Origin of the sequence: Pseudomonas sp. URMO17WK12:I11 (genome assembly GCF_007677725.1) — a bacterium.
Classification (GTDB): domain Bacteria; phylum Pseudomonadota; class Gammaproteobacteria; order Pseudomonadales; family Pseudomonadaceae; genus Aquipseudomonas.
Map to the genome: position 1 here is coordinate 438,666 of NZ_VEDF01000004.1, position 24,364 is coordinate 463,029.

General features: G+C 60.1%; 19 protein-coding genes, 1 tRNA gene and 1 pseudogene. 16 read left to right on the forward strand and 5 right to left on the reverse strand.

All coding sequences use genetic code 11. The features are described from left to right. Positions 1–3: 3 nt before the first annotated feature. The 11 genes and pseudogenes from tssF (at position 4) to FS665_RS10815 (ending at position 12,986) form a co-directional block, all read left to right on the forward strand. A complete protein-coding gene (gene tssF, locus FS665_RS10765) occupies positions 4–1,770 on the forward strand; it encodes a type VI secretion system baseplate subunit TssF (RefSeq protein ID WP_145187454.1) in 1,767 nt (588 codons plus the stop codon). Then, entirely contained in the window at positions 1,734–2,750 is a 1,017-nt protein-coding gene (tssG, locus tag FS665_RS10770; RefSeq protein WP_145187457.1) for a type VI secretion system baseplate subunit TssG, read from the forward strand. Before tssF ends, tssG begins: the two co-directional genes overlap by 37 nt. After that, positions 2,747–3,310: an FHA domain-containing protein gene (locus tag FS665_RS10775; RefSeq protein ID WP_145187460.1), complete on the forward strand. Its 564-nt coding sequence runs from the start codon at positions 2,747–2,749 to the stop codon at positions 3,308–3,310. Before tssG ends, FS665_RS10775 begins: the two co-directional genes overlap by 4 nt. Next, positions 3,307–4,104 carry a type VI secretion system lipoprotein TssJ gene (gene tssJ, locus FS665_RS10780; RefSeq protein ID WP_145187463.1) on the forward strand — a complete coding sequence of 266 codons (798 nt, stop codon included), beginning with the start codon at positions 3,307–3,309 and terminating at the stop codon, positions 4,102–4,104. Before FS665_RS10775 ends, tssJ begins: the two co-directional genes overlap by 4 nt. Before the next feature lie 34 nt (positions 4,105–4,138). Continuing rightward, entirely contained in the window at positions 4,139–5,476 is a 1,338-nt protein-coding gene (gene tssK / locus FS665_RS10785; RefSeq protein ID WP_145187466.1) for a type VI secretion system baseplate subunit TssK, read from the forward strand. 1 nt (position 5,477) lies between these two features. After that, on the forward strand, positions 5,478–6,347 hold the full coding sequence (gene icmH, locus FS665_RS10790; protein WP_145187469.1) for a type IVB secretion system protein IcmH/DotU: 870 nt from the start codon (positions 5,478–5,480) through the stop codon (positions 6,345–6,347). Positions 6,348–6,478: 131 nt separating this feature from the next. Then, positions 6,479–7,009 carry an Hcp family type VI secretion system effector gene (locus FS665_RS10795; RefSeq protein ID WP_145187472.1) on the forward strand — a complete coding sequence of 177 codons (531 nt, stop codon included), beginning with the start codon at positions 6,479–6,481 and terminating at the stop codon, positions 7,007–7,009. A 406-nt stretch (positions 7,010–7,415) separates the two neighbouring features. Continuing rightward, complete coding sequence (locus FS665_RS10800) at positions 7,416–7,838, forward strand: hypothetical protein (RefSeq protein WP_145187475.1); 423 nt, start codon at positions 7,416–7,418, stop codon at positions 7,836–7,838. Between the two features lie 25 nt (positions 7,839–7,863). Next, a pseudogene (locus FS665_RS10805) lies at positions 7,864–8,124 on the forward strand (PAAR domain-containing protein); the annotation flags it as partial. A gap of 133 nt (positions 8,125–8,257) precedes the next feature. Continuing rightward, complete coding sequence (locus tag FS665_RS10810; protein WP_145187477.1) at positions 8,258–8,440, forward strand: DotU family type IV/VI secretion system protein; 183 nt, start codon at positions 8,258–8,260, stop codon at positions 8,438–8,440. A gap of 1,240 nt (positions 8,441–9,680) precedes the next feature. Beyond that, positions 9,681–12,986 carry a VPA1262 family protein gene (locus tag FS665_RS10815; protein WP_145187480.1) on the forward strand — a complete coding sequence of 1,102 codons (3,306 nt, stop codon included), beginning with the start codon at positions 9,681–9,683 and terminating at the stop codon, positions 12,984–12,986. 163 nt (positions 12,987–13,149) lie between these two features. Here FS665_RS10815 and FS665_RS10820 read toward each other — a convergent pair. The 5 genes from FS665_RS10820 to FS665_RS10840 form a co-directional block, all read right to left on the reverse strand. Beyond that, positions 13,150–13,225, reverse strand: a tRNA-Gly gene (locus FS665_RS10820). Positions 13,226–13,288: 63 nt separating this feature from the next. Continuing rightward, entirely contained in the window at positions 13,289–13,849 is a 561-nt protein-coding gene (gene pgsA, locus FS665_RS10825; protein ID WP_145187482.1) for a CDP-diacylglycerol--glycerol-3-phosphate 3-phosphatidyltransferase, read from the reverse strand. Between the two features lie 32 nt (positions 13,850–13,881). Then, entirely contained in the window at positions 13,882–15,705 is a 1,824-nt protein-coding gene (gene uvrC, locus FS665_RS10830) for an excinuclease ABC subunit UvrC (protein WP_145187485.1), read from the reverse strand. Positions 15,706–15,711: 6 nt separating this feature from the next. Next, positions 15,712–16,350, reverse strand: coding sequence for a UvrY/SirA/GacA family response regulator transcription factor (gene uvrY / locus FS665_RS10835; RefSeq protein ID WP_145187488.1), 639 nt, complete (start codon positions 16,348–16,350; stop codon positions 15,712–15,714). Positions 16,351–16,413: 63 nt separating this feature from the next. Beyond that, positions 16,414–16,803, reverse strand: coding sequence for a helix-turn-helix domain-containing protein (locus tag FS665_RS10840; RefSeq protein WP_145187491.1), 390 nt, complete (start codon positions 16,801–16,803; stop codon positions 16,414–16,416). Positions 16,804–17,326: 523 nt separating this feature from the next. Between FS665_RS10840 and FS665_RS10845 the strand changes: the two genes are divergently transcribed. The 5 genes from FS665_RS10845 to FS665_RS10865 all read left to right on the forward strand — a co-directional run bounded on the left by FS665_RS10845 (position 17,327) and on the right by FS665_RS10865 (position 24,360). Further along, a complete protein-coding gene (locus FS665_RS10845; protein WP_145187494.1) occupies positions 17,327–18,634 on the forward strand; it encodes a nucleotide sugar dehydrogenase in 1,308 nt (435 codons plus the stop codon). An 89-nt stretch (positions 18,635–18,723) separates the two neighbouring features. Then, a complete protein-coding gene (locus FS665_RS10850) occupies positions 18,724–20,253 on the forward strand; it encodes a glycosyltransferase (protein WP_178108326.1) in 1,530 nt (509 codons plus the stop codon). Between the two features lie 16 nt (positions 20,254–20,269). Next, entirely contained in the window at positions 20,270–21,433 is a 1,164-nt protein-coding gene (locus FS665_RS10855; RefSeq protein WP_145187497.1) for a PilZ domain-containing protein, read from the forward strand. A gap of 33 nt (positions 21,434–21,466) precedes the next feature. After that, the gene (locus FS665_RS10860) at positions 21,467–22,909 is read left to right on the forward strand and encodes a tetratricopeptide repeat protein (RefSeq protein WP_256675081.1); all 1,443 of its coding nucleotides are present in this window, start codon (positions 21,467–21,469) and stop codon (positions 22,907–22,909) included. After that, a complete protein-coding gene (locus FS665_RS10865) occupies positions 22,906–24,360 on the forward strand; it encodes an alginate export family protein (RefSeq protein ID WP_145187502.1) in 1,455 nt (484 codons plus the stop codon). Before FS665_RS10860 ends, FS665_RS10865 begins: the two co-directional genes overlap by 4 nt. Positions 24,361–24,364: the final 4 nt, after the last annotated feature.

Here is a 24,364-nt window from a genome sequence, read left to right on the forward strand (position 1 = left end):
CCGATGTCACTCAAGGATCGATTCAGCGAAGAGATGCGTTACCTGCATGAGCTGGGGAACGACTTCGCCAAAGACAACCCACAGCTTGCCCGTCTCCTAGGCAAGGGTGGCAGCGACCCGGATGTCGAACGCCTGATGGAAGCCTTTGCCTTTCTCACGGCCAAGCTGCGCCTGAAGTTGGAGGATGACCTGCCGGAGCTGACACACCCCATGCTGCAGCTGCTGTGGCCCAATTACCTGCGTCCGCTGCCGAGCGCCACGATCATCCAGTTCACGCCACGCAAGCAAGCGCTCAGTCAGTCGCAACGTATCGCCAAAGGCGCACAGCTGTTCTCCAAACCGGTGGACGGCGTGCCCTGCGAGTTTCGCACCTGCATGGCGGTCGACATCCATCCGTTCGAGATCGAATCGGTGAGCGCCACCCAGACGCTCGATAGTTCGGTGGTGTGCATCGACCTCGGCACCTTGGTCGAACGACCATTGAACACCCTTGGTTGCGACAGCCTGGATTTTCACCTGAGCGGTGACACCCAGACTGCACGCACCCTGTATCTGTGGATCGCTCAGTACCTCAGGCATGTCGTCGTGACGATCAATGGGGAGATCCGCCGGCTGCCAGCCAGCAGCATTCTATTCCCAGGCTTCAGCTCGAACGAGGGGCTGCTGCCTTACCCGCAGAACGTCTTCGACGGCTACCGGATCTTGCAGGAGTACTTTGTATTTCCAAAGCGCTTCCACTTCTTCAGCGTAACAGGGCTGCAAAACGTCTGGCTCGATCAAGCCCCTAGGCGGGTGGGCCTTGAGCTTCATTTCACCCGCCAGCTCCCTGATTCGCTGCGTATCGGCAAGGGGGATTTCAGCCTGTTCTGCACTCCAGCAATAAACCTGTTCAGCCACAGCGCCGAACCGATCGACCTCTCCAACCGGCACGCCCCTGCTGACCTCACACCCCGAGGTAAAGAGCGGCACGCCTATGAAATCTTCAGTGTCGATCGGGTGATCAGCACCCGCACGACAACAGACGGAAGTACCGGCGAACAGCTGCGCACCTTCCGCCCGTTCGAATCCTTCGCCCATGAGATCGAGCATGTGCAAGGGCGCACGGCCTTGTACTACCGCTACAGCCTCGAGGACTCGCTGCGGGGTGATGGCGTCGCGCACCGCATCGCCTTCGTGCGAGCGGATGCCAATGCTTACATCGGCGAGCTGGAAACCGCCTCCATCGACCTGACCTGCACCAACCGCGACCTGCCACTGGCGCTGGGCATCGATGACATCAATGCGCTCACTGAAGCCACACCACCTCTGGTGACGTACACCAATATCTGTCCACCAACCCGCCCCTACCGGCCGGTACTCGACGGTCAGCTGCAGTGGGCCCTGATCTCCAACATGTCGCTCAACTACCTGTCGCTGCTTTCAGCCGAGACGCTGAAAGCGGTGATTCGCGCCTATGACTTCGTGGCCCTGCATGACCTGCAGCAGACGCGCACCACCCATAAGCGCCTCGAAGGCATTCGGGATATTCAGACAGAACCCCTGGACTGGCTGATCAAAGGCCAGCCCATTCGTGGACTGCGCACCCGACTAAAGCTGGATCAGGCCGCATTCGTCTGCGAGGGCGACCTGTACCTGTTCGGCTGCGTGCTCGCGCACTTCTTTGCCCTGTACGCCAGCATCAATTCCTTCCATCAACTGGAAGTGATCAATACCACCAACAACGAGCGTTACACATGGCCCATTCAGACCGGCAAGCAACCGCTGATCTAGCCGACAAGCTGCTCGCCGACGCACACCAGTACAACTTCTTCCAGTTGCTGGAGCGCCTGCACGGCTTGCACGGCGATGACTTGGAACCGCGCTGGCCGGACCAGGCCACACGGCTGCGCGTACGGCTGGCCAGCGATCCGCGGCTGACCTTCCCGGTTTCGGACGTATACAAAGCCGAACGCATGCCTGGGGACGCGGACCGCTACCGCGTGTGCACCACGTTTATGGGCGTGCACGGCACCGATTCGCCGCTGCCCTCCTATTACCTGGACCAGGTAGCGTACGAGCACGCACAGGGCATCGGTGTGCGGCCGGCGTTCTTCGATTTCTTCAATCACTACCTGCTCAGCCTGCTACACCGCATCTGGCGCAAATACCGTTACTACATTCGCTTCCAGCCAGGTGCCAGCGATGGATTTTCGCAGTACATCTTTGCCCTGCTCGGTTTGAACGACAAACAGCTGCGCGGCGACACGGCGCTGCCCTGGAGCCGCCTGCTCAGCTTCGCCGGCCTCATCGCCAGCCGCAGCCGTGCGCCCGGCACCGTCGCCGGCATCATCGCTCACTGCTTCGACCTGAAACAGGTGCAGATTCGCGAGTTCGAAACCCGCCTGGTGCCCACCACCGCCCAGCAACTGGTAAGCCTGGGCCGCAGCAATGGCGAGCTGGGCAGCGCTTTCATGGTCGGCAGCCGCACGCGAACCCGCAGCAGCAAGTTCACCATCGTGATCAGTGAGCTCGACCAGGAGCAGCTGCGTGACCTGCTGCCAAGTGGCATCAACTTCAATCGTTTGCGTGCATTGATCGACTTCCTGTTGCGCGACGCCCTGGCCTACGACCTGGAGCTTCGCCTCGAGCAGAACGCCCTGTCGGCCTTCTGCCTGCACCCCAACCAAGGTGCTCTGCTGGGCTGGACCAGTTTCGTCAATGACCGCCATGGCCAGATCGCTCCGGTCGTGCGGTTTCGGGGGCGCTCATGAGCCTATTGACCTTGAACATCAGCAACCTTGGGCAGTTGAAGCACAACGCCACGGCCCGGCACCAGTTCGATGACTCCGGCGGCACCATCGGCAGCGCGGGAGCCACCTGGCTGATCGATGATCGTGATCAGACTGTTGCGCCGATCCACTGCGAGATTCGCTGGATCGAGGGTGATTTCTGCATCATCGACCGCTGCCAGCGCACTTACCTGAACGGCAACCTTGACAGCATGGGACCGCTCAATACCAGGCGATTGCTCGACGGTGACCAACTGCGCATTGGCGCTTTACGGCTACTCGTTCAGCTCTCGCAGGCGGATACGCGCTCACTGGAGGATATGTTCAGCCCTGATCAGCGATCCCTTGATCACTGGCTACACGATGTACCGGCCGCAGCCCGGCAAGCCGCCCCAGCCACCCGCGAGTTCGCTGTTGAAATCTGCTCGGCCTTCGACCCAGGTGTCGGCAGTGACCCTCTGGCCGCGCTGGATGCCGTGGCAGTCAAGCGCACCGAGCAAGTCGATCCTTTGCAGGCCGTGGAAGTGGGAGCACACCCATGACGCGTCATTCATTCATGGCCGGTCTGCTGACTGTGGCGATAGGGCTTTCGGGCTGCACGTCCCTGAGCAAAATCGGCCAGGTGATCAAAGATCCCTCGGTGCCCGTCGGGCCACCCAATGAACACCCCACCCAGGTTGCGTTCAGCATCAACGCCAGCGCGACGCTCAACGGTAACCCTCACAGCGTCGAGGTGCCGGTTGAGCAGCAGCTAGGTGCAGTGGAACCTAGCCCCTACGCGGTCAGCTTGAGCGCGGGCGATCCCTACGCGTTGACCGAGAAGGTCGGAACCCTGTTCGCATACCTTCAGGAACAGTTCCCGGCAATGTCGCCCATCGCGATGCCGGTAATCGAGGACGATCAACCGGCGCGCTCGCCCATGGAAGAGAGCTCGCCTGGGCGCTACGAAGACCCGACCGTGGTGCTGACCCTACCCCAGACGACCACCGTAGCCAGCGAGCCTGTCGCTACGCCCATGGCCATCAAGATCCTGCAGCTGCGCGACGACTCACTGCTGCGCAACAGCGTCTACCAGCTGTTGGAAGCAGACCCGGCCAAGGCCCTGCGCAGCACCTACGTGCGCGCTGACGACTACCTGGTGAGTCCTGGCCAATTCAAGTTCATCCCCTTTGCGCCAATCGAGTCCGAAACCCGGTTCGTCGCAGTCATTGCCGACTACCGCAACCAGGAAAACGCCACCTGGAGCCAAGTGCTGCGCATTCCCCCCCGCGGCCACCAGATCATCCTGTCGGTACTGCTCAACGACACGCAGGTCCTGCTCAAGGAAGAAGACTGATGGCACTACTTACTCACGCTGACACGGAGCGCTCATGAGCTCACGTAACCCTGTCCTATGGCCTGAAGGCCTGTTCGTCAAACCGCAGCATTTCCAACAAGCGGCTCGAGCCAGCGAAGCGGCCCTGCACCAGCGCCTCGGCAGCCTCAATGCAGCGTTCTACGGGTTCAGCGAACTGCAGTTGAACGACGAATACCTGAGCCTCGGCAAAATCGCGATAACCCGTGCGCGCGGCATCATGCCGGACGGCACGGTGTTCGATATCCCGGCAGACCTGCCACCACCGCCACCCCTGGAGATCGAAGACGACGGCGCCAACGACAGCGAGATCTACCTGTGCCTACCGCTGCGTACCGAAGGCGGTCGCGAAGTGAGTTGGCCCGACGATGCTGCCAACTTCCGTTACAGCGCCCAGGCCCATGAAATCAAGGATACCCACAGCGCTGACGGTGACCTGGTCCAGGTCGACCTGGCAGTGCCCAACCTGCAGCTCAAACGCAAGGCCGACGACAGCAGCGCCTACACCCGCCTGGCCTTGGCTCGAATTCTGGAGCGGCGCCCCGATGGCAGCCTGCAACTGGATGAACGTTTCTATCCCACCAGCGTTTCAGTGCGCGCCATACCTGCGCTGCAACGCTTCTTGGAGGAGATCACCCACACCCTGCGCGAACGCGCACGCAACCTCGCTGCCCGCATCGGCGCGTCCGGCCAATCGGGTATCGCCGACGTCCGCGATTTCAACCTGCTGCAGGCCATGAACCGGTGGTGGCCGTGTTTCCAGCACCTGGCATGTCAGGGCCAGACCCACCCGGAGCAGCTCTATCTGCACATGAGCCAAGCCTGCGGCGAGTTCGTCACTTTTACCGACGAGAGCCGGCTGCCACAGCACTGCCCCGCCTATCAGCACAACGCATTACGCGCATCGTTCAAGCCGTTGCAAGACACCTTGCGCCGCGCGCTGAGCACCGTGCTGCAGCCCCGAGCCGTATCGTTGCCCTTGCAGACGCTGGATTACGGTGTGATGACGGCCACGCTGGAAGACCGTCGCTTGATCGATCATGCCGATTTCATCTTGGCAGTAAGCGCCGATCTACCGGCGCAGACCTTGCGCCAGATGTTCGTGCAGAAAGCCAAAGTCGTCTCGCTGGAGTCGTTGGCCGAGGCGGTACCGCTGCAACTGCCTGGCATTCCTCTGACGGCGCTGCCAGTGGCCCCACGCGACCTGCCTTTCCACGCAGGCTTCATCTACTTCGAGCTGGACCGGCGTGATTCGGCGTGGGCACCGATGAAGCACTCAAACGGCTTCGGTCTGCACATTGCCGGCGAATTCCCGGGGCTTGAGCTGCAGTTCTGGGCGATAAGGAGTGAATGAATTGGACAGGATCGGCACTGCTGGCGGCAATGACGACCGGCACACCAAACATCAATTGCGGCGTCTTATCGAGCACGTGTCAGCCGACGAGTCAGCCGCCTCAAGTTGGCATCACGGCAACGGCCAGGCACATGACGCGGATACGCCGCCCTCGGGATATCCCGCCGACCCTGATTTCCAGCTTCGCGGCGGCTATGCCAATCGCATGCTGGACGCCGCCGTCCCGCTGTTGGGTCTGGTCATCCGCCTGCGGACCCTGGACAGGTTGCCCAACATCAAGGAAGTGCACCAGCAAGTGCGCACTCAAGTCGAAAACATCCGCGAAGAGATGCACCAGCACGGCTACGAGGTCACCCAAGTATTGGCGTACACGTACGGCCTGTGCCTGCTTATCGATGAAGCGGTGATGGAGCGGCCCTGGGGCAAAGCCAGCTGCTGGAGCCAGGAACCCCTGCTCAGCATCTTCCACGACGAAACCTGGGGTGGCGAGAAATTCTTCACCGTGCTCTCCCGCCTGATGCTTGAACCCGCCCGCTACCAGGACGTACTGGAATTCATGTACTTCGCGCTGTGCCTAGGCCTCAAGGGCAAATACGCCATCGCCCCGAAGGGCGAAGAATCCTTGAACGCCTTGATCCACCAGCTCCACGAGATCATCCGCGAGCTTCGCGGACCGGCGCCAGAGCATGTCTGCGACCCCTACACAAACGTGGCCCCACGCAACTTCCGCATGAACCGGCAATGGCCGTGGTGGAGCCCGTTGGTGATCTCCGCCTTTGCCATGGCGGTAGCCTACGGCATCTACAGCTACCGCCTGCACCTGATCACCACCGAAGTGTTGGCGTCGCTCAACGGCATTCTGCAGCAGTAGCCCGCCGCAATCCGGCGTAACGGAATTCAACGAATTGACGAGGCATTCGCTTTGTTGACAAGCCCATCGTTCCCGATGGCCACGCCACCTCGTGCGCGTGCTTTATCCACATGGACGCAGGAGAAACTGCCATGCCAACACCCGCTTACATATCCATCGAAGGCAAGACCCAAGGCAACATCACCGCAGGCGCCTTCACTGGCGACTCGGTCGGCAATATCTACGTTCAAGGCCATGAGGATCAGATTCTGGTTCAAGAGGTCGATCACCGCATCACCGTTCCAACAGACCCGCAAAGTGGTCAGCCAGCAGGACAGCGTGTGCACGGGCCTCTGGTGTTCACCTGCTCGCTCAACAAAGCCGTACCTCTACTTTATACCGCACTGTCCAGCGGCGAAATGCTGCCTACAGTGGAACTCAGCTGGTATCGGACATCTGTCGAGGGTATGCAGGAGCGGTTCTTCACCACCAAACTGACTGACGCGGTAATCGTCAATATCGATCTTAAAATGCCGCACGTCCAGGACAAGGGCAACAGCGACTTCACCCAATTCTTCAAAGTGTCGATGGCCTACCGGGCTATTGAATGGGAGCACATCACTGCAAGCACAGCAGGCTCTGATGACTGGCGTAAACCTCTAGAAGCGGCAGCGGCTGTCTGATTTAACCATGCGGTTCCGGGCAGGGCTTCCTGCTCGGACTTCAACGTTCAGATCAGTGAAACGGGACCTCAATGCCCCTTCGACACCATAACCGGAACACCATCGAAACGACAAATGGATGTATGGCAAGGAGCTCTTCGACAGTCAGGAATTTCTGCGTCTCAAGCGAGAAAGCTGCGAAATCAATCCAATCTATTCCTAAGCAGCTTGACCTGCTGCTGCCCTTAATGAGGAAGATTATGTACAACGAAATAATATTCAGTGACGCCTCTGCACTAGACAACTGTGCATATGTTGGCCCGGAGGCTTGGCTCCCCGCTGACATTCAATGGCCAGTTGACTCGCACGGGCAGCCCCTAAGTCATTTAATAGCGATTCCCGCAACCTGGCTATCGAAAAAAACACATTGCGCGATTATTGGATTTCCATTTTTATCCCCTATACCAAAAACTTATCCACACACTACAGCTACTTGAGCAACAGAAACACTCAAAACCCAGCCAAAGTTATGGGATATACAAAGTCCAAACTTGCCCTTGATGAAGCACGACAAATCACCGCTAGCGGAAGCGCCAGCATCTCCATAAACCCCGAAATCGATGACGATGAAAATCTGGCATCTAAAGTAGATGGCGTAGACGCATGGCTCCAACACGAAATAGCCATTACAAATTCCCGCAGACGAATATCTATCTACGGGGCCGACCTAGATATTTGCCTTGCGAACGAAAAAGGAATTCTATCCGACGGGATGGGATATCTTTTTCTACGCACAGACTTTGAGATTGGAAACAACGGGGAAATAGGAAATTTCTTCCTTCAGCTATGACAACTTACAGATATGCATAGACGACATGAAAAATATCATTAGACACGGAGACAAAACGAACCATGGCGGCACTGTCATTGAGTCCATTCCACACACAAACCTCAATGGAAAACCTACTGCTGGCAAAGGCAACATGGTTTTCTGCCCTCTATGTAAGGGCGAGTTCCCCATCATCGAGGGCAGTGACACCTACCGAGTAAACGGAGTGCCGGTCGCGCTCGACGGCATGAAAACCGCTTGCGGGGCAAACTTGATCGCCAGCGCATCATACGGCAGCGTCCATAGCTTAGCCAACTCGATAAGTGGAGTAGGCGAACAACAGAGATCCCAGCAGTATGTCTGTTGCCGCCGCTCCCGGCCTACGTCCAAGGCCCGACCTTTCCCTTGAACTCTGTGACCCCAAGGATCCCTCACAACGCTTGACCGACCCGTTCACCAACGTGGCGCCTCGGCACTATCGCATGAACCGCCAACTGCCCTGGTGGACCCTTTGGGCGGTCATGGGTGTGTTCTGTACCGGCGTCTATATGTACTTTGCCAGCAAACTAAACGGCATCACCGAACAAGGATTGGCTTCGCTGCAAGTTTTGCTGCAGCCATAACTCGGCCTGGCCGAATTGATTTGACTCAACAGTCACTGCGCCGACAGGCGCAGCAAGTTCGGCTACACCCATAAAAACGATAAGTGCTGTATTTAGCGAAACTTCCTACACGATTCTAGGAAGCTAGTGCGGCGACCTGGAAGGGATTCCTCGTTACGGTCTTGAGTGCACTTACGCCGCGCGTTTTTACAACGCGCTCGGCTCCATGAACCTGGAAAGTAATGAAACAGTACGGCGACCAGTTAATACATCAAGAGGATGCTGATATGTATGGTGACTACATGACTGGAAAACACAAAGGTCCCACCGGAAAAAAGATGAACCTTAAAGGAATGCGCTGCAAGGACAAGAAGGGCAAATAAATGATCCATACCGCCGAAGAATTCAAGAACCTGTCTGATAATGACGAAGATGTCACATTTGCGCATCAAACCGCTTCAACTGAGGTGTGGACTGAAGTGCTTAGAAAAGACCCTCAACTCGAAAGATGCGTAGCTGCAAACAAAAATATTCCCGACAACATAGTAGATCACCTATCACGAAGCCTAGACATAGATGTTCGCTGGAAAATAGCAACTAAGCGAAAGCTCAGCAGACTAGTATTCGAGCGACTCGCAGGTGACACGGACCCTACGATAAGGCACCGAATAGCATGCAACCCCAAAGTTCCAAGTGATATTCTGCACATGCTATCCACAGACCCAAATCCCATGGTGGCTTCAGCAGCCACTCGCAAGATTCACACTTTGACGAAGCCCGATTAGCATTTTCATGAGGACTTGCGCCCAGAGCGACGGTCGCGCAACAGCTTGATCTGTTCTTTCAGGTCGACGATGAGGATTTGGTAAGCCTGGTCCGATTCCTCCAGGCGATTAAGCGCCTCAAGCAGCAGCTGCTTGGGCTAGACAGGATCATCCGCAAGGCCATCGGATAGAGAGATCATGCCCCGGGTCATACCGGGTCACGCCACGTAGCGCGGCGTCAGAACTTGATGAGGGCGATTTCGCTACAGATCAAATCCGTCGAGCAGGCAGTTGAGTTCCTCGAGGGTCAGAATGATCGGCTCGTCGGTAGCGTCCGGCAAGATTCCTGCCCATAAAACGCTCCTTTTTCCTCCCAACATTGCCCTCCGTCAACTGCTGCCCTTCCAGCCTGATATCAAATTGACATAACCCGGCGCACCTACCCCACAGGCAATGGGCTCCGGGCCTGTCCCCGACTTCTCGCAAAAGGACGCCCTATGACCACCCTATTCCATCTCCTGGCTTCAGACTACAGATTGCACGACCTCTTCGGGCAGGATCAGCAAGCGACCACCACGCAACTCTGGATTCTCGAGATCGATCGCGCAGGCGCTACGGAGCTACGCTTTCTCTATGCTCGTTCGCTGGCAGGCTGTCATCAATCGCATAAATGGAGCGGCAGCTGCAGCGCTAAAACGGTCCTTTACGACGGTTGCTGGGCGAGGACCCATACCCTCACGTTGCACACTTCGACGCAGCGCCTGAAGATCTTCCTGGATTACTTGTTTGCCAACACCACCCTGCATGGCGCCAGTCGAATGGCCGATATCCACCTTGATGACAAAGTGGAGAAAAAGCTCGGCAGCCTCCTGTTCGGGGAGAAACCGGTAGCACGACCGGTCATGCACCTGCCGACGCGGGACTTGTTCCAATTCCGCACGCGCCGCTTGAGCCCTACTGCCCATGCCAGCGTCGATAGCGCAGCCATCTCCTGCGACGGCAAAGCAGAGACGTTTGCCATGCTGGAGGGGCTGGATAGGACGCTAGCGAAAGCCGCATGTGAGCGTCTGAACGCAGACACAGGAATGGACTTCACGGCGTTGGATGCCTGGCGGATCGGGGATTTCGAGTTCATCTGCAGCCCTAACCAGAGTCGCGCCGAAAAAAGCAGGTACGACATCACCTTGAAAGGCGATGACGCCTCTCTGGTTCTGTACGAGGCATTCACACGCGACCCCACGGATTTATTGGTCGTGATCAATGCTTATAGCGACGACAGCGTATTGGCCACTCACACCGCAAGACTGGGCAAGGATGAAGGCTACCCCCGCACGCATCGCTTCAATCTCGAAGCCCTGGAGAAGCAGATTTGCACATCGTTCACCCTGGAAATCTACGCGCTCAGTGCTTCGGGCGACGTGTCCTTCCTGGTGCTGCAGACCGGCAGTTACTTCGTGCGCAGCATGAATCTCAATATGCAGGTGGTCGAGCCTGTCCGAGCCAATGGACGATTCGACTGGTTGAGCAAGCAGGTGCCGGCAAAGGAGCAAGCGCAACTCCAAGCCACGGCGCGAGTAGGCCGAGCACTGCGCGACTCACGCTCCCAGCTTGGAGGGCATGCTGACGATCCATGGGTAGCGCTCAACAGATCCATTGAAACCACCATGAAGCAGTTGTGCCCAGCGCCGTCCACCGGCCGTTTCTTCCTCACCCTGAGCGACAGTGGCGGTACTAGTCGGATTGAGCTTTCGCAGTGGTTGCGTCAGATCTTCGAGAAGCACCACGATGCGCAAATCGCCTGGTTCGATCCCTTCATGGAAGATGTCGGCATCGAACTGCTGCACCGAATGGGCACAGCCACGGGCGACTACCTGATCATTACCACTGAAAAAGAGCCGAATGCCCCTGGCAACGCCGGCGCGCAAAAGCCCGGCCGAATCGGCAAGCTTCTCGACCAGTGCGCAGGCTGGGGCAATGGCTACTTCGGTAACGTACGGTTGAAGGTACTGGCAGTTCCAGAGAGCAAGATCCATGATCGAATGATCCTGATCCGCTCCGCCAACGGTCGACCATTGGCAGGCTATCAACTGTCCAATTCGATCCAGCGCGCCAACGACAACTATCCTCTGTTGGCTACGCCCATCCCTTTGGATGTGATGCCGCAGGTGTTCGACTACTGCGACCAGATCCTGCAGAGCACGGTCCACGGTGACGGCAAGCATGCGCCGTCAGCGAAGCTGATCTTCGACTCGGCATCGTTCAGCGAATCAACAGACGAGCCAGAGGCGAACGCCCTGCACCAACGCTCCTGTTTCAGTGCCGCCCCCAGGTCCGGAGACGTGCTCGCCTGGTGGCTGGATGATGCAGAACTTGCAGGCTCGTCCGGCGCTGAACTGATGGCAAAGCTCGATGGAAAAGGCAGGTTGAGCGACGGCCGGCTCGAACCGAAACTGTTCGAGCAGATACCCGCCAAGTTTTGGTCGCAGGGCCTACCCCTCGAGGAATTCCACACGGCCTGGGACGCGCTTGGCTACGTCCTGGCGCACTGCTCGCAGGAGCCGCTGTACGTAGCTGACCCAACGCCTCTCGCGCAGCCCTTGCAGAGCGCCTTGCTCGCGCATCTTGAGCCAGCTCGGCGCGATGCGCTGCAGCCCAGGACGCGCAAGGCGCTGTTGGACCTTGAGCACTACCGCGCACAGCCACTCGCTTCACTGCTGCTGTCAGCCGCCAACCCCCATGACGCGTTCAGCTATTCGCCGCCCGACACGGCGTGGAGTGACTACTACGCGCTCAAGCTGCTCTGGACTCATGCGCCTCAGGCACTCGTCGACTGGTTAAGTGAGGTCTGTGCCAGCCCCATCAAAGGCTTGCGCCCAACGCTGCTGGTCATCGAGGCGCTGAAGCTTGTTTGTCTCTCACTGAGTTTCGACAAGCATCACGAGCGAATCGAAGCCTTGCTGCGCAGTGAGTCGAGCATCATCAACTGGGTAGGCCTGGATGCGTTCAAGAACGCTATCAACGATGGCACTTGGGGCGTTGAAACGCTTGGCCTGATTGACCAGGTTCGGCCTGCCAGCGTTCAGCGAACGCTACTTTGTTGGCTGATCAACGAAGCGAACTATGTAGGGGCGGACATCAAGCCTGCATTGATCACCAAGCTGGTGCAGTCTATCGACGGTCCGCTGACCGACCAGCAACTGGACGACCTTGTGCAACCGCTGCGAGGACGCCTGGGCAGGTTGCACCAGCTCACACCGTGGATCCTCGAATCGTTGCTGGTGCCCCTGCTGGAGCAGCAAAGCATCAGTTGCACCCAGGTATGCAAGGTCTGGTTCAACGAGCTGGCGAGCCAGTGGCGCGAATCGCTCACCGAGAGTAAAAGCGTGTACTTCAAGCTTGCTGCAGATGGAGCCTTCACCGATGAGCTCGCCTTGCTAACGCGCTATCTGGAGGATGAGGAGCAAGCGCAGATGGTCCAGGAGCTGTGGAGAATCTTCAACACGTTAGCGCGTACGATTCGCCGCCCCTTCAGCGCTCAGGTCAGCTGGCAAGCGCATATCAGGGCGCATGAAGTAAATCTCTGGCTCTGTGGGTTAGCCAGAAGAATCGATGCGCTGAGTGAAGTCCGCACGCCCTCCCTCACCGAGCTGCTGCGCGAGAGCCGGGCAATCATCGATCGACTTCCTGAAAGGTTCCGGGATTATGCCGCCAGCACTGAGTTGCTTGGCTATGTGGATGGCGACGCTGGCGAGCTGGAAACTCACCGCCTCGCTCAGGTCATTCAGCAGGCTGTTAGCCACTAGCTGCGCGAGAGTAGCGAGTGCCACCCTGCGGTAGCGGTAGCGGTAGCGATAGCGGAGATCGGCGCTGCGGGCCTACATTTAACGTTCCAGCTGAAACGAAAAAAGACGCCTAAGCGTCTTTTTTCAAGATTTAAAGAACATTGAAGCCCTGTAAATCGATATATGGAGCGGGAAACGAGACTCGAACTCGCGACCCCGACCTTGGCAAGGTCGTGCTCTACCAACTGAGCTATTCCCGCGTCGTGATGGGTGCCATTCTAGCGATATCTGAAACGGCGTCAACCCCTTGATTCAAAAAAAGTTTATTTCTGCTCGGAGCCTTCGCGCAGGTGCGGCCAGGCCGCCAGCAGGTAGTGAATCATCGACCACAAGGTCAGCGCTGCCGCCACTAGCAACAGACCATAGCCAAGCACAACCCAGAAGCTCACCAGCGGCGGATTACCCAGCAGAATCACCAAGGCCAGCATCTGCGCCGCGGTTTTCCACTTACCGAGATTGGAGACCGCCACATGCGCCCGCGCGCCCAGTTCGGCCATCCACTCGCGCAGTGCCGAGACCACGATTTCGCGGCCAATGATGACCGCAGCCGGCAGGGTCAGCCAGAAGTTCGCATGCACCTGCACCAGCAGCACCAAGGCCACTGCCACCATCAACTTGTCAGCCACAGGGTCGAGGAACGCGCCGAAGGGCGTGCTCTGCTGCAGGCGCCTAGCCAGGTAGCCGTCGAGCCAGTCAGTGGCGGCAGCGATGGCGAACACCGTGCTGGCGGCCAGGTAACTCCAGTGGTACGGCATGTAGAACAGCAGGATGAAGATCGGGATGAGCAGGACGCGTAGAACGGTGAGCAAATTTGGAATATTCATCGGTACGACTGGCTGCGGGTTGAGCCGGCATTCTACTCGCTATGCAGGCTGGCATAAATCGACTCGGCAAGCTTTTTACTGATGCCGGGCGCTTTGGCGATTTCATCGATACTGGCGCGGTTGAGCTCTTGCAGGCCGCCGAAATGTTTCAGCAGCTCGCGGCGACGCTTGGGGCCGACACCTGCGACGTCTTCCAAGGTCGACGTGCGCCGGGCCTTGCCGCGCCGTGCACGGTGACCGGTGATGGCGAAACGGTGCGCTTCGTCGCGGATCTGCTGGATCAGGTGCAGCGCCGGGCTGTCACCTTTGAGGGTGAACTCGTGGGCGACATCGTTCAGGTAAAGCGTCTCGAAACCGGCCTTGCGGGTCACGCCCTTGGCCACGCCAAGCAGGGTCAGGTCGGTGAAGGCCAGCTCCTGCATCACCTCGCGGGCCATGTTCAGCTGGCCCTTGCCGCCGTCCACCAGCAGCACGTCGGGCAGTTTGCCCTCGCCATCGCGGATACGCCCGTAACGGCGGGTCAGGGCCTGCTGCATGGCGGCGTAGTCGTCGCCAGGGGTCACGCCTTCGATGTTGAAGCGGCGGTAATCGGACTTGACCGGCCCTTCCGGGCCGAATACCACGCAACTGGCCACGGTGGCTTCACCGCTGGAGTGGCTGATGTCGTAGCATTCCAAGCGCTGCGGCACTTCGTCCAGGCCCAGCACCTCAGCCAGGGCTTCGAAGCGCGCCGCCATGTGCTGACGGTTGGCCAGGCGCGCATTGAGCGCTTGCTCGGCATTGGTGACCGCCAGTTGCTGCCAGCGCGCCCGGGTACCACGCACCCGGTGGCTGATGCTCAGTTCACGGCCGCGCAGGGTCTGCAGCGCTTCGGTGATGGCTTCGAAGTCCTCGTGCACCACATTGACGATCAGCTCGCTCGGCAGCTCGCGCTCGACGTTGCCCAGGTAGTACTGCGAGAGAAACGCAGCCATGACCTCGGCCACTTCCTCCTCGATGCCCACCTGCGGGAAAAAGTTCTTGCTGCCGAGCACTCGCCCACCGCGCACGCTGATCAGGTGCACACAGGCGCCCCCCGGGTTGACGAACGCTGCGACCACATCGACGTCACCTGAACCGCCCTCGATGTGCTGCTGGTCCTGAACCCTGCGCAGCAGGCCAATCTGGTCGCGCAGGGCGGCGGCCTTCTCGAAGTTGAGGGCCATGGCGGCCTTTTCCATCTCAGCATTGAGCTCATTGCCCAGTTGCTGGCTGCGACCTTCGAGGAACATCACCGAATGGCGTACGTCCTCGGCGTATTCCTCAGGGCTGACCAGGTTGGTGCAGGGCCCTTTGCAGCGTTTGATCTGGTATTGCAGGCACGGCCGGGTGCGGTTGGCGAAATAGCAGTCCTCGCACTGGCGCACCGAAAACGCTTTCTGCAGCAGGCTGAGGCTTTCACGAATGGCCCCGGCGCTGGGGTAGGGTCCGAAATAACGCCCCTTGGCCTTCTTGGCGCCACGGTGAATGCCCAAGCGGGGAAATTCACCGTCCGAGAGGAATACGTAAGGATAGGACTTATCATCGCGCAGCAGGATGTTATACGGCGGTCGCCACTGCTTGATCAGGTTCTGCTCGAGCAGCAGCGCTTCCGTTTCGTTGGCGGTGATGGTGGTTTCGACCTGGGCAATGCGCCCGACCAACGCGGCGGTCTTGGGCGCGAGGCCCGATTTGCGGAAATAACTGGCCAGACGCTTCTTGAGATTTTTCGCCTTGCCCACATAGAGCAGCCGCGCCTCGGCGTCGAACATACGGTAAACGCCTGGGCGACCACTGCAGGTCGCAAGAAACGCGCTGGCATCAAAAACTTCAGACATGGGGGATCAAAGGCTTGCGTCGACCATACCGTGGCGAACGGCCAGCAAGGTCAATTCGACGTCACTGGTGACAGAGAGTTTTTCGAAGATTCGATAACGGTAAGTATTGACGGTCTTGGGCGACAAGCACAACTTGTCGGAGATGATCTGCACCTTCTGGCAGCCGACGATCATCAGGGCAATCTGGATTTCCCGCTCGGACAACGCATCGAACGGCGAGCCCTGCGGCTGGAACGACTTGAGCGCCAGCTGCTGGGCAATCTGCGGGCTGATGTAGCGCTGGCCGGCAAAAGCCAGGCGAATGGCCTGGACCATTTCATCAAGGCCGGCGCCCTTGGTCAGGTAACCGGCAGCGCCGGCCTGCATCAGCCGTGTCGGGAACGGATCTTCTTCGCACACCGTGACAGCGACCACCTTGGTGTCAGGGTGGCTGCGCAACAGCTTGCGGGTCGCCTCCAGGCCACCGATACCCGGCATCTTGACGTCCATCAGGACGACGTCTGGCTTGAGCTCCCGCGCGAGTCTGAGCGCCGATTCGCCCGAATCTGCCTCACCGACGACCTGCAGGCCGTCGATGTCGGCCAGCATGCGCGTTATACCGGTTCGCACCAGATCGTGATCATCGACCACTAGGACCCTAATCAAGCACACACCTCGTCAACAGGGCGATTGGATCCCGCCACCTTAACAAAATTTTTCACAGCGGACCTAGCGTAATGCTTCTGTCAGAAACGTCTGACGGTTTTGCCGTGGCTGCCAGGCCGATTCACCCCCGACGGCCTCGCCCGCCAGACGCAACAACAGGTGCTGCAAAGCGGCCTTGTCAGCCTCTGGCAAACGCCGAAGAGCGCTCAGCAAGCCGGTTTCATCAGCGCTCAGGCAGTCCAGCGGTGCCGGCGTGCGCACCCCGTTCAACACATACAGCGCGTCTACTCCGCTGGCGGCCAGTGCGGCCAGGTAGTCGGCACGCGGCGTCCGCTCACCGCTCTCATATTTGCCCTGGGCGTTCGGCTCCACCCCACCGATGTCGCCGAAGACCCGCTGGGTCATGCCCAGCCGCTCACGCTCTTCCCTCAGGCGCGTACCGAGTCCGTTCATATTCCCGTTTCTCCTGAATGTCCTTTCAGTAGCGGCGCGCTTCGCTTTCGCACGCGCGCAGACGTGGCGGCCACTATGCCCATCGCCGACCTCGGTCGCAAGCCAGTATTGCGCCACCATAGGCGCCTCGGCGGCCCAGTGAGCCCATCAGCAACTTTCGATAATGAACCAAGACGGCACTTTTTTTACCGACAATTGTCGCACCACCACGCCGTAGCTTTGGCGCCAGTAAAACGCCATATAGGGCGTTTACATTTTTTTGACGCCTAACTAACAACAACTATAAGCTCTTGATTCTAAACAGTTTTTTTAACTTAACACGAAAGTATTAAGTTATTTTCACATCGGCGTTTAACAGCGCTTGCATTGAAAATATGAAGCCATTTAGGCTGTAGGGAGACCACTAAGAAATAGCCTGCTACGCCACTTCCGAGCGCGGCTCAATTCTGCGCGTCTGTCTATCCAAACACTTCATGAACGATGTATCTCGGCCGGCTTCGCCGTGCCCCAGGGAGAGGGTTTTATGAACATCAGTATTTTTGGTCTTGGCTATGTTGGCGCGGTCTGCGCGGGTTGCCTGTCGGCTCGCGGTCACCAGGTGCTGGGGGTCGATATTTCCCCGGCAAAGATCGACCTGATCAACCAGGGCAAGTCGCCAATCGTCGAGCCGGGCCTCGAGCAACTGCTGCAGGATGGCGTCAAGACCGGTCGCCTGCGTGGCACCACCGACGTTCAGGCAGCGATCCTGGCCACTGACATGTCGCTGCTGTGCGTGGGTACGCCGAGCAAGAAAAACGGCGACCTGGATCTGGTCTACATGGAAGCGGTATGCCGGGAAATCGGCACGGCGCTGCGCGACAAGGCCAGCCGCCACACCGTGGTGGTGCGCAGCACCGTGCTGCCGGGCACGGTGAAGAACGTGGTGGTGCCAATTCTCGAGCAACACTCGGGCAAAAAAGCCGGTGTCGATTTCGGCGTGGCGGTCAACCCTGAGTTCCTGCGCGAAAGCACCGCCATCCAGGATTATGATTTCCCGGCCATGACCGTGATCGGCGAGCTGGACACCCAGTCGGGTGATTTGCTGGAGTCGCTGTACAAAGGTCTGGATGCGCCGGTAATCCGCAAGTCGGTCGAAGTGGCCGAGATGATCAAGTACACCTGCAACGTCTGGCACGCGACCAAGGTCACCTTCGCCAACGAGATCGGCAACATCGCCAAGGCCGCCGGCGTGGATGGCCGCGAGGTCATGGATGTGGTCTGCCAGGACCACAAGCTCAACCTGTCGCGTTACTACCTGCGCCCAGGTTTCGCCTTCGGCGGCTCGTGCCTGCCCAAGGACGTGCGCGCCCTCACCTATCGCGCCGCGAGCCTGGATGTAAACGCCCCGCTGCTCGACTCGCTGATGCCAAGCAACGCCTCGCAGGTGCAAAACGCCTTCGAGCTGATCGAGCGCCAGGACAAGCGCAAGATCGCCATGCTCGGCCTGGCCTTCAAGGCCGGCACCGATGACCTGCGCGAGAGCCCGCTGGTCGAGTTGGCCGAGCGCCTGATCGGCAAAGGCTACCAGCTGAGCATCTTCGATGAAAACGTCGAGTACGCCCGCGTCCACGGAGCCAACAAGGAATACATCGAAGCCAAGATCCCGCATGTCTCGTCGCTGCTGCACAGCAACCTGGAGCAGGTGATCGGCAATGCCGATGTGATCGTGCTGGGCAACAACGACCCACGGTTTGCCAATGCCCTGCAAGCCGGCCATGGCAAGCAGGTGATCGACCTGGTCGGCTTCATGCCTGGCGTGAGCGACGAGCACAACCACGGCATCTGCTGGTAACCGACCCGGCAGCTTAGCGCCCTGTCCGCTGCAGGCTCTGGCCTGTGCGGCTTGGCGCGCCGGTATTGCACATCTGGAGTCAAGGCTACATGGATCGACAGCAACCCTCTTTCGTGGCACCCGGCTACCTGCGCGCCAGCGCCAGCTTCTTCGGCTGGGCGTGCCTCGCCGGACTGATCGCGCTGGCCTCGGAGATGGTCGCGCCGCAGTACCTGGACCCAAGCCATCACTTGTTCATCTTCCTGATCGGCACCTTGGGCATGTGGCGTTATGGCAACGCCATCGTTCACTACCTGCGCGGCATGTACTTCCTGCACTGGAAATTCCCCCGCATGCGCCGCCAGGTCGAACGCCTGGGCGATGCCGCGCTGCCCTCGCACATGTTCATGGTGGTGACCAGCTTCCGCATCCCGACCATGACCACCTTCAAGGTCTATCAGTCGGTGTTCCAGGAAGTGCAACGGCTGAAAGTGCCGTGCACGGTAATTGCCTCGATCGTCGAAAAAGGCGACGAGACGTTCATCAAGGACATCATGCGCAACGAGGTCAAGGACCGCGACGACATCAAGCTGGTGATCGTGCGCGCCCGCGGCACCGGCAAGCGCGATGGTCTGGCTCATGCGTTTCGCGCCTTGTCGCGGCAGATGCCGCTCAATGACGCGGTGGTTGGCGTGGTCGACGGCGACACCATGATGCTGCCCGGCTGCGTAGAGCGCGCGGTCAAGCTGTTTGCCCTGCTGCCGGACGTCGGCGGCCTGACCACCAACGAGTTCTGCGAGGTCGAAGGCAGCCGCCTGATGCGCCAGTGGCACTCCATGCGTTTCGTCCAGCGCCACATCAACATGTGCTCGATGGCCCTGTCGCACCGGGTGCTGACCCTGACCGGGCGACTGTCGTTCTTCCGCGCCGAGGTGATGACCGATCCGGAGTTCATCCGCGATGTGGAAGCCGACTTTCTCCAGCACTGGCGCCTGGGCCGCTTCCAGTTCCTCACCGGCGACGACAAGTCGAGCTGGCTGAGCCTGATGCGCGCTGGCTGGAACACCTTCTATGTGCCCGATAGCCACACCCTGACCGTCGAGCACCCGCCCAGCGACAGCTTCCTGACGGCTACCCGCCAGCTGATGTTCCGCTGGTATGGCAACTCGCTGCGCCAGAACTTCCGCGCCACCGCCCTGCTCGGCCGGGCACGCCTGGGCCTGTTCACCCTGTACGTGTTGCTTGACCAGCGCGTATCGATGTGGACCTGCCTGATGGGCCTGACCGCTTCGGTGGTTGCGGGCCTGGCCTTCGGTATTCAGTACCTGCTGGTGTACCTGTTCTGGGTCCTGATCTCGCGCAGCCTGGTGACAGTGCTGTTCGTGTTCGCCGGGCACCCGGTCAGCCCGATGTACCCCTTCGTTCTTTATTACAACCAGATCGTCGGTTCGCTGATGAAGGTCTACGCCATGTTCCACATGGACCAGCAGAGCTGGACGCGACAAAAGACCACCCTGGCCACCGGCAGCGTCGACTTCGACGCCACCCTGAATCGCTGGTCCTCGAAGGCGATGTTGTGCTCGTCGATCGCGATCTTCTTCGGGGTCATCACCGTTCTTCTCGAACTCTCGCAACGTTAAGGAAAGGCGCCTGCACATGAGTACCACCAACATCCCCGCGGCCCCGGGCAAAACAGCGGCCAACATCGTCCACGAGGCGATCGACGAGCGTCAGTACGTGCGTACGCGGATGAACGCGCGGGTGCGCCTGTCCAGCGCCGGGCAAGCGCCCTTCGACGTGGCCCTGCAGGATATATCGCTCGGCGGCCTGGGCCTGATCCATGACGCCCCGCTGAAAGTCGGCGCACTGTACGACGCCTCGATCCGCCTGCGCCTGAACCAGGTCGACCTGAACATCGACAGCAAGATTCGCATCGTCTCGCAACGCGGCAGCGAAGTGGGCGCGCAGTTCGTCGAGCTGGATGCGCAGAAACGCGACATCCTGCGCTACCTGATCAGTGCCTATATGTCGGGTGAAATCGCCGACATCAATGGCCTGTTCAACGTCATGCAGCGCGAGAACTACATCAAGGAGCGCAAGCACAAGTTCGCCAGCCCGCGCGGTGCCGGTGCACGCCTGAAGGCCGTGACCGGCACGCTGCTGTATACCGCTGCCGGGATCGCCGCGCTGGCCTTCGTCGGCTACAAAGGCTACATGCTGTTCTTCCGCATCCCCGCCGTACAGGCGCAAGTGGCGACCAATGCCCAGGTCATCAGCATGCCTGACAACGGCTATGTGAAGTACCTGCTGCCTGCCGATGCCACCGAGGTCAAGGCCGGCCAGCCGATCGCCAGCATTTCCACGCAGTTGGCCACCAGCTTCACCAGCCCCGCCGACATGAAGGCAGTCGCCGACCTGTCGCCTGGCGACCTGCAGACCCTGCTCGGCCGCGCCACCATCGAGACGGTGATCAACAGCCCGTGCGACTGCACGGTCTACTACCCCAACCAGCGTCTGGACGGCTACGGCTACAAAGAGGCGCCGTTGATGCACCTGCTGCCCAAGGACCAGGGTTTGTTCGTGCGCGCCAACGTGCCGTTCGACAAGCTCACCGATGTCAACCGGGTCAAGTCGGTGGACATGCAGGTCTTCGGTGTGGACCAGCACTTCAGCGGCAAAGTGGTCGATGCACGCGTGGATGAAACCAACCGCAACCTGGCCCTGACCATCGCGCCGGACAGCCCGCTGCCGGCGGCTGCCTACCAGAAAGCAGCGGCGGTCGACCTGTACCTGGGCCTGCCGTTCGGCGCAGCGCACTAAGCGCCCGAGGACTCTGAAGCCATGAGCGTGAACATGCCCCCCCGCCTGCTGCTGGCCAGCCTGGCGCTGGCTTGCGCCAGCACGGCCAGCGCCGGGCAGAGCCTGGAACAGATTCGCTACGCGCTGTACAAGGATCCTTCGGCCGAGGTCACCACCGATCTGCGCGAGCTGGCTGCGCGTGGCGACCTGGCCAGTACCCTGCTGCTTGGCGACGTGCTGGCCGGGCGCGACGATGCCAGCCGCGCTGAAGTGGTGGCGCTGTACCGCAAGGCTTTTGCCGATGGCCATGGCCTGGTCCCGGCGCTGGCCTCGCTGGCACGACTGATCGACCGTACTCCGAGCCTGCGCCAAGCGCAGAAGCCGTGGATGGCCCAGGCCTTGACCCGTTATCCGGCGAACCTCGATCCGCGCAACACCAGCACCACCCTGGAAGTGTTCATCACGTATCCTGAGCTGGTCGACACCGCCGAGGCCGCCCAACTGCTGGCGCTGTACGAACAGGCCTGCCTGCTCAACTGCCGGCCAGAGCTGTACCACGCCGTGCTTGCCGAGCGCCAGGGCGACCGCGCCGAAGCCGAGCGCTGGTACCGCCAGGCCGTGCGCGTGGACGTACGCGCCCTGGACCGCTACTACGCCTTCCTCGGCGAGCAGCAGGACCGCCTGTTCACCGCCTTCGCCGACCAGCTCGAGCCCGAACGCGAACAGTTGCCGGTGGAGATCATCCACCGCATCGGTGCGCTGCTCGACACCATCACCAGCGTGCAGCGCGCTGAGATCGACGCCGACCGCTACGAGCAGCAAGCCAGCGTTCAGCCAGGCGCCGAGAAGCTGCCACCTAGCCCTGAGCAAGTGGCCCGCGAGCAGGCCCAGAACCAGGCGCTCGATCTGGCCACCGCGCGCGTGCAGCGCTGGCGTGACGTGGCGGTGGCGCGCGGTTTCGTGCCGGCCATGGTCTCCAAGGCCAACTACATGATTTCCAACCCCACCGAGCACAACGCCGAAGAAACCCAGGCGATGATCGACCAGGTGCGCCAGCGCGAGCCGGTGCGGGCCAAGGCATTGCAGGCGCAGTTCTACATGGTCAACAACTGGCTGACCCTGGATCCCGACAAGGCCCGGGCCTTGATCGAGGAACTGCGCGCCGGCGGCTACCCCGGTGCCGGCCTGTTGCTGGGCGAGTACTACAGCAAGGGTGTGGAAGACCAGCCCGACCAGGACAAAGCCCTGGCGCTGTTCCAGGCAGAAGCTGACAAAGGCAACACTGCCGCCTGGTACCGCATGGCCACCTTGCACGCCTACGGCCGCGCCCTGTGCCATGACCCGGTCAAGGCCTACACCTACGCCCGCGTGGCCTTGGACCTGGGCGAGCGCAGCGCGCGCAGCCTGGTCAGGCGCCTGGAAAAAACCCTGCCGAAGGATGATATCGAGCGCGCCCTGGCCGCTCGCAATGGGCTCTTCAAGGAGGCCACCCTGTGAAAGCGCACCACCCCCTGTTCGGCGCCCTGCTGGCCCTGGCACCGTTGCCAGCGGCCTTTGCCGCAGAAGAGATCACCGGCCCCGAAGCGGACAGCAGCGAACCGGTACGGGTCGCTGCCCTCGACGGCAGCGAGCCGGTCATCACCTCGGAAATGTTCAACAAGCTGACCCTGCAGACCGGCTACGGCCCGGAAGACTCGCAGGTCGGCAGCGACCGTGAGACGTTCTACAGCCTGCGCTACGAGCCTTCGTTCGCCTGGTATTCGCCGGAAAAGCGCTGGGCCAAGTGGATGGTCTACGGTCGCCTGTGGCTGAACTATGACTCCAGCCAGTCGAGCAACCTGACCAACGAAAGCTCCAACAGCAATCAGCGCGAGCAAGCCGAAGGCTGGTACGCGGAAATGCGCGAGCTGTACGTCAAGCGCAACCTGATCGGCGATGATCCACGCTTCTCGGCGTCCTTCGGTCGCCAGCGCTTTTACGACGACTATGGCATCTGGTGGGATGACAGCCTGGAATCGCTGCGTTTCAACTACAAGGACACCTTCTCCGAGGCGTTCATCGCGGTCGGGCAGAAGTTCTACAACTACAACACCGACGTCAATCGTCTGGACGACACCGAAGAACGCATCACCTACCTGATGGGCCAGTACGCCTATCGCTGGAGCCAGAACAACCAGGTCGGCGTGCGCCTGATGCATGAAAATGATCACAGTGGCCACGACGCCGGCGACCGCTACGACTTCAAGGGCCTGCGCTACGGCCTGTTCTTCAAGGGCGACAACCTCGCCTACCCGATGCTCAGCGATTACCACCTGGAGCTCGCTGCGCTCGACGGCAAGATGGACAACACCGATGGCAACGGTGTCACCACCACCGGCCACAACAGCACAGGCTGGGCGGTACTGGGTGAAGTCGGCAAGCGCTTCGACGAGCTGGCCTGGACTCCGCGCGTGGCACTGCGCGGCGGTCTGACCGACAAACCCAGCGACGAGAACGACGGTTTCCGCCTCAACGCGATTCAGTCCGACCGCATCACCCGCACCGGCTCCTACAGCACGCGCCTGACCAGTTCGTTCGTCGCCCTCGACCTGCGTAACCTCAGCTACTACGGCTTCGCCGTGGAAACCCGCCCCACCCCGCGCACCGCGCTGGATCTGCGCGTGACCCAGCTGCAGCTGCGCGACGCCGACGGCACCCTGCCGATCCGCCTGAACGGCGATCAACGCGCCGAGCGCAACCGCGCCATCAACCAAGGCAACAACGGCAACGGGCGCAACGTCGGGCAGATGATCGACCTCAATTACTACTGGAAGATGTTTCCGGTGGCTATCGATGGCAAGCACCTGGATGTCAACGCGCTGGTCAGCGCCAGTTACCTCAATGCCGGCAGCGCATTGGAAACCGGCGATGACTACCAGCTGAGCGTCGGCGTGGTGGTCAGTTACTAAGGAA

What these genes read in the sequence shown, in the direction of transcription:
- tssF (WP_145187454.1), top strand. Translation starts at nt 4, where the DNA reads ATGTCACTCAAGGATCGATTCAGCGAAGAGATGCGTTACCTGCATGAG.
- tssG (WP_145187457.1), top strand. Translation starts at nt 1,734, where the DNA reads ATGGCCCATTCAGACCGGCAAGCAACCGCTGATCTAGCCGACAAGCTG.
- FS665_RS10775 (WP_145187460.1), top strand. Translation starts at nt 2,747, where the DNA reads ATGAGCCTATTGACCTTGAACATCAGCAACCTTGGGCAGTTGAAGCAC.
- tssJ (WP_145187463.1), top strand. Translation starts at nt 3,307, where the DNA reads ATGACGCGTCATTCATTCATGGCCGGTCTGCTGACTGTGGCGATAGGG.
- tssK (WP_145187466.1), top strand. Translation starts at nt 4,139, where the DNA reads ATGAGCTCACGTAACCCTGTCCTATGGCCTGAAGGCCTGTTCGTCAAA.
- FS665_RS10795 (WP_145187472.1), top strand. Translation starts at nt 6,479, where the DNA reads ATGCCAACACCCGCTTACATATCCATCGAAGGCAAGACCCAAGGCAAC.
- FS665_RS10815 (WP_145187480.1), top strand. Translation starts at nt 9,681, where the DNA reads ATGACCACCCTATTCCATCTCCTGGCTTCAGACTACAGATTGCACGAC.
- pgsA (WP_145187482.1), bottom strand. Translation starts at nt 13,849, where the DNA reads ATGAATATTCCAAATTTGCTCACCGTTCTACGCGTCCTGCTCATCCCG.
- uvrC (WP_145187485.1), bottom strand. Translation starts at nt 15,705, where the DNA reads ATGTCTGAAGTTTTTGATGCCAGCGCGTTTCTTGCGACCTGCAGTGGT.
- FS665_RS10840 (WP_145187491.1), bottom strand. Translation starts at nt 16,803, where the DNA reads ATGAACGGACTCGGTACGCGCCTGAGGGAAGAGCGTGAGCGGCTGGGC.
- FS665_RS10845 (WP_145187494.1), top strand. Translation starts at nt 17,327, where the DNA reads ATGAACATCAGTATTTTTGGTCTTGGCTATGTTGGCGCGGTCTGCGCG.
- FS665_RS10850 (WP_178108326.1), top strand. Translation starts at nt 18,724, where the DNA reads ATGGATCGACAGCAACCCTCTTTCGTGGCACCCGGCTACCTGCGCGCC.
- FS665_RS10855 (WP_145187497.1), top strand. Translation starts at nt 20,270, where the DNA reads ATGAGTACCACCAACATCCCCGCGGCCCCGGGCAAAACAGCGGCCAAC.
- FS665_RS10860 (WP_256675081.1), top strand. Translation starts at nt 21,467, where the DNA reads ATGCCCCCCCGCCTGCTGCTGGCCAGCCTGGCGCTGGCTTGCGCCAGC.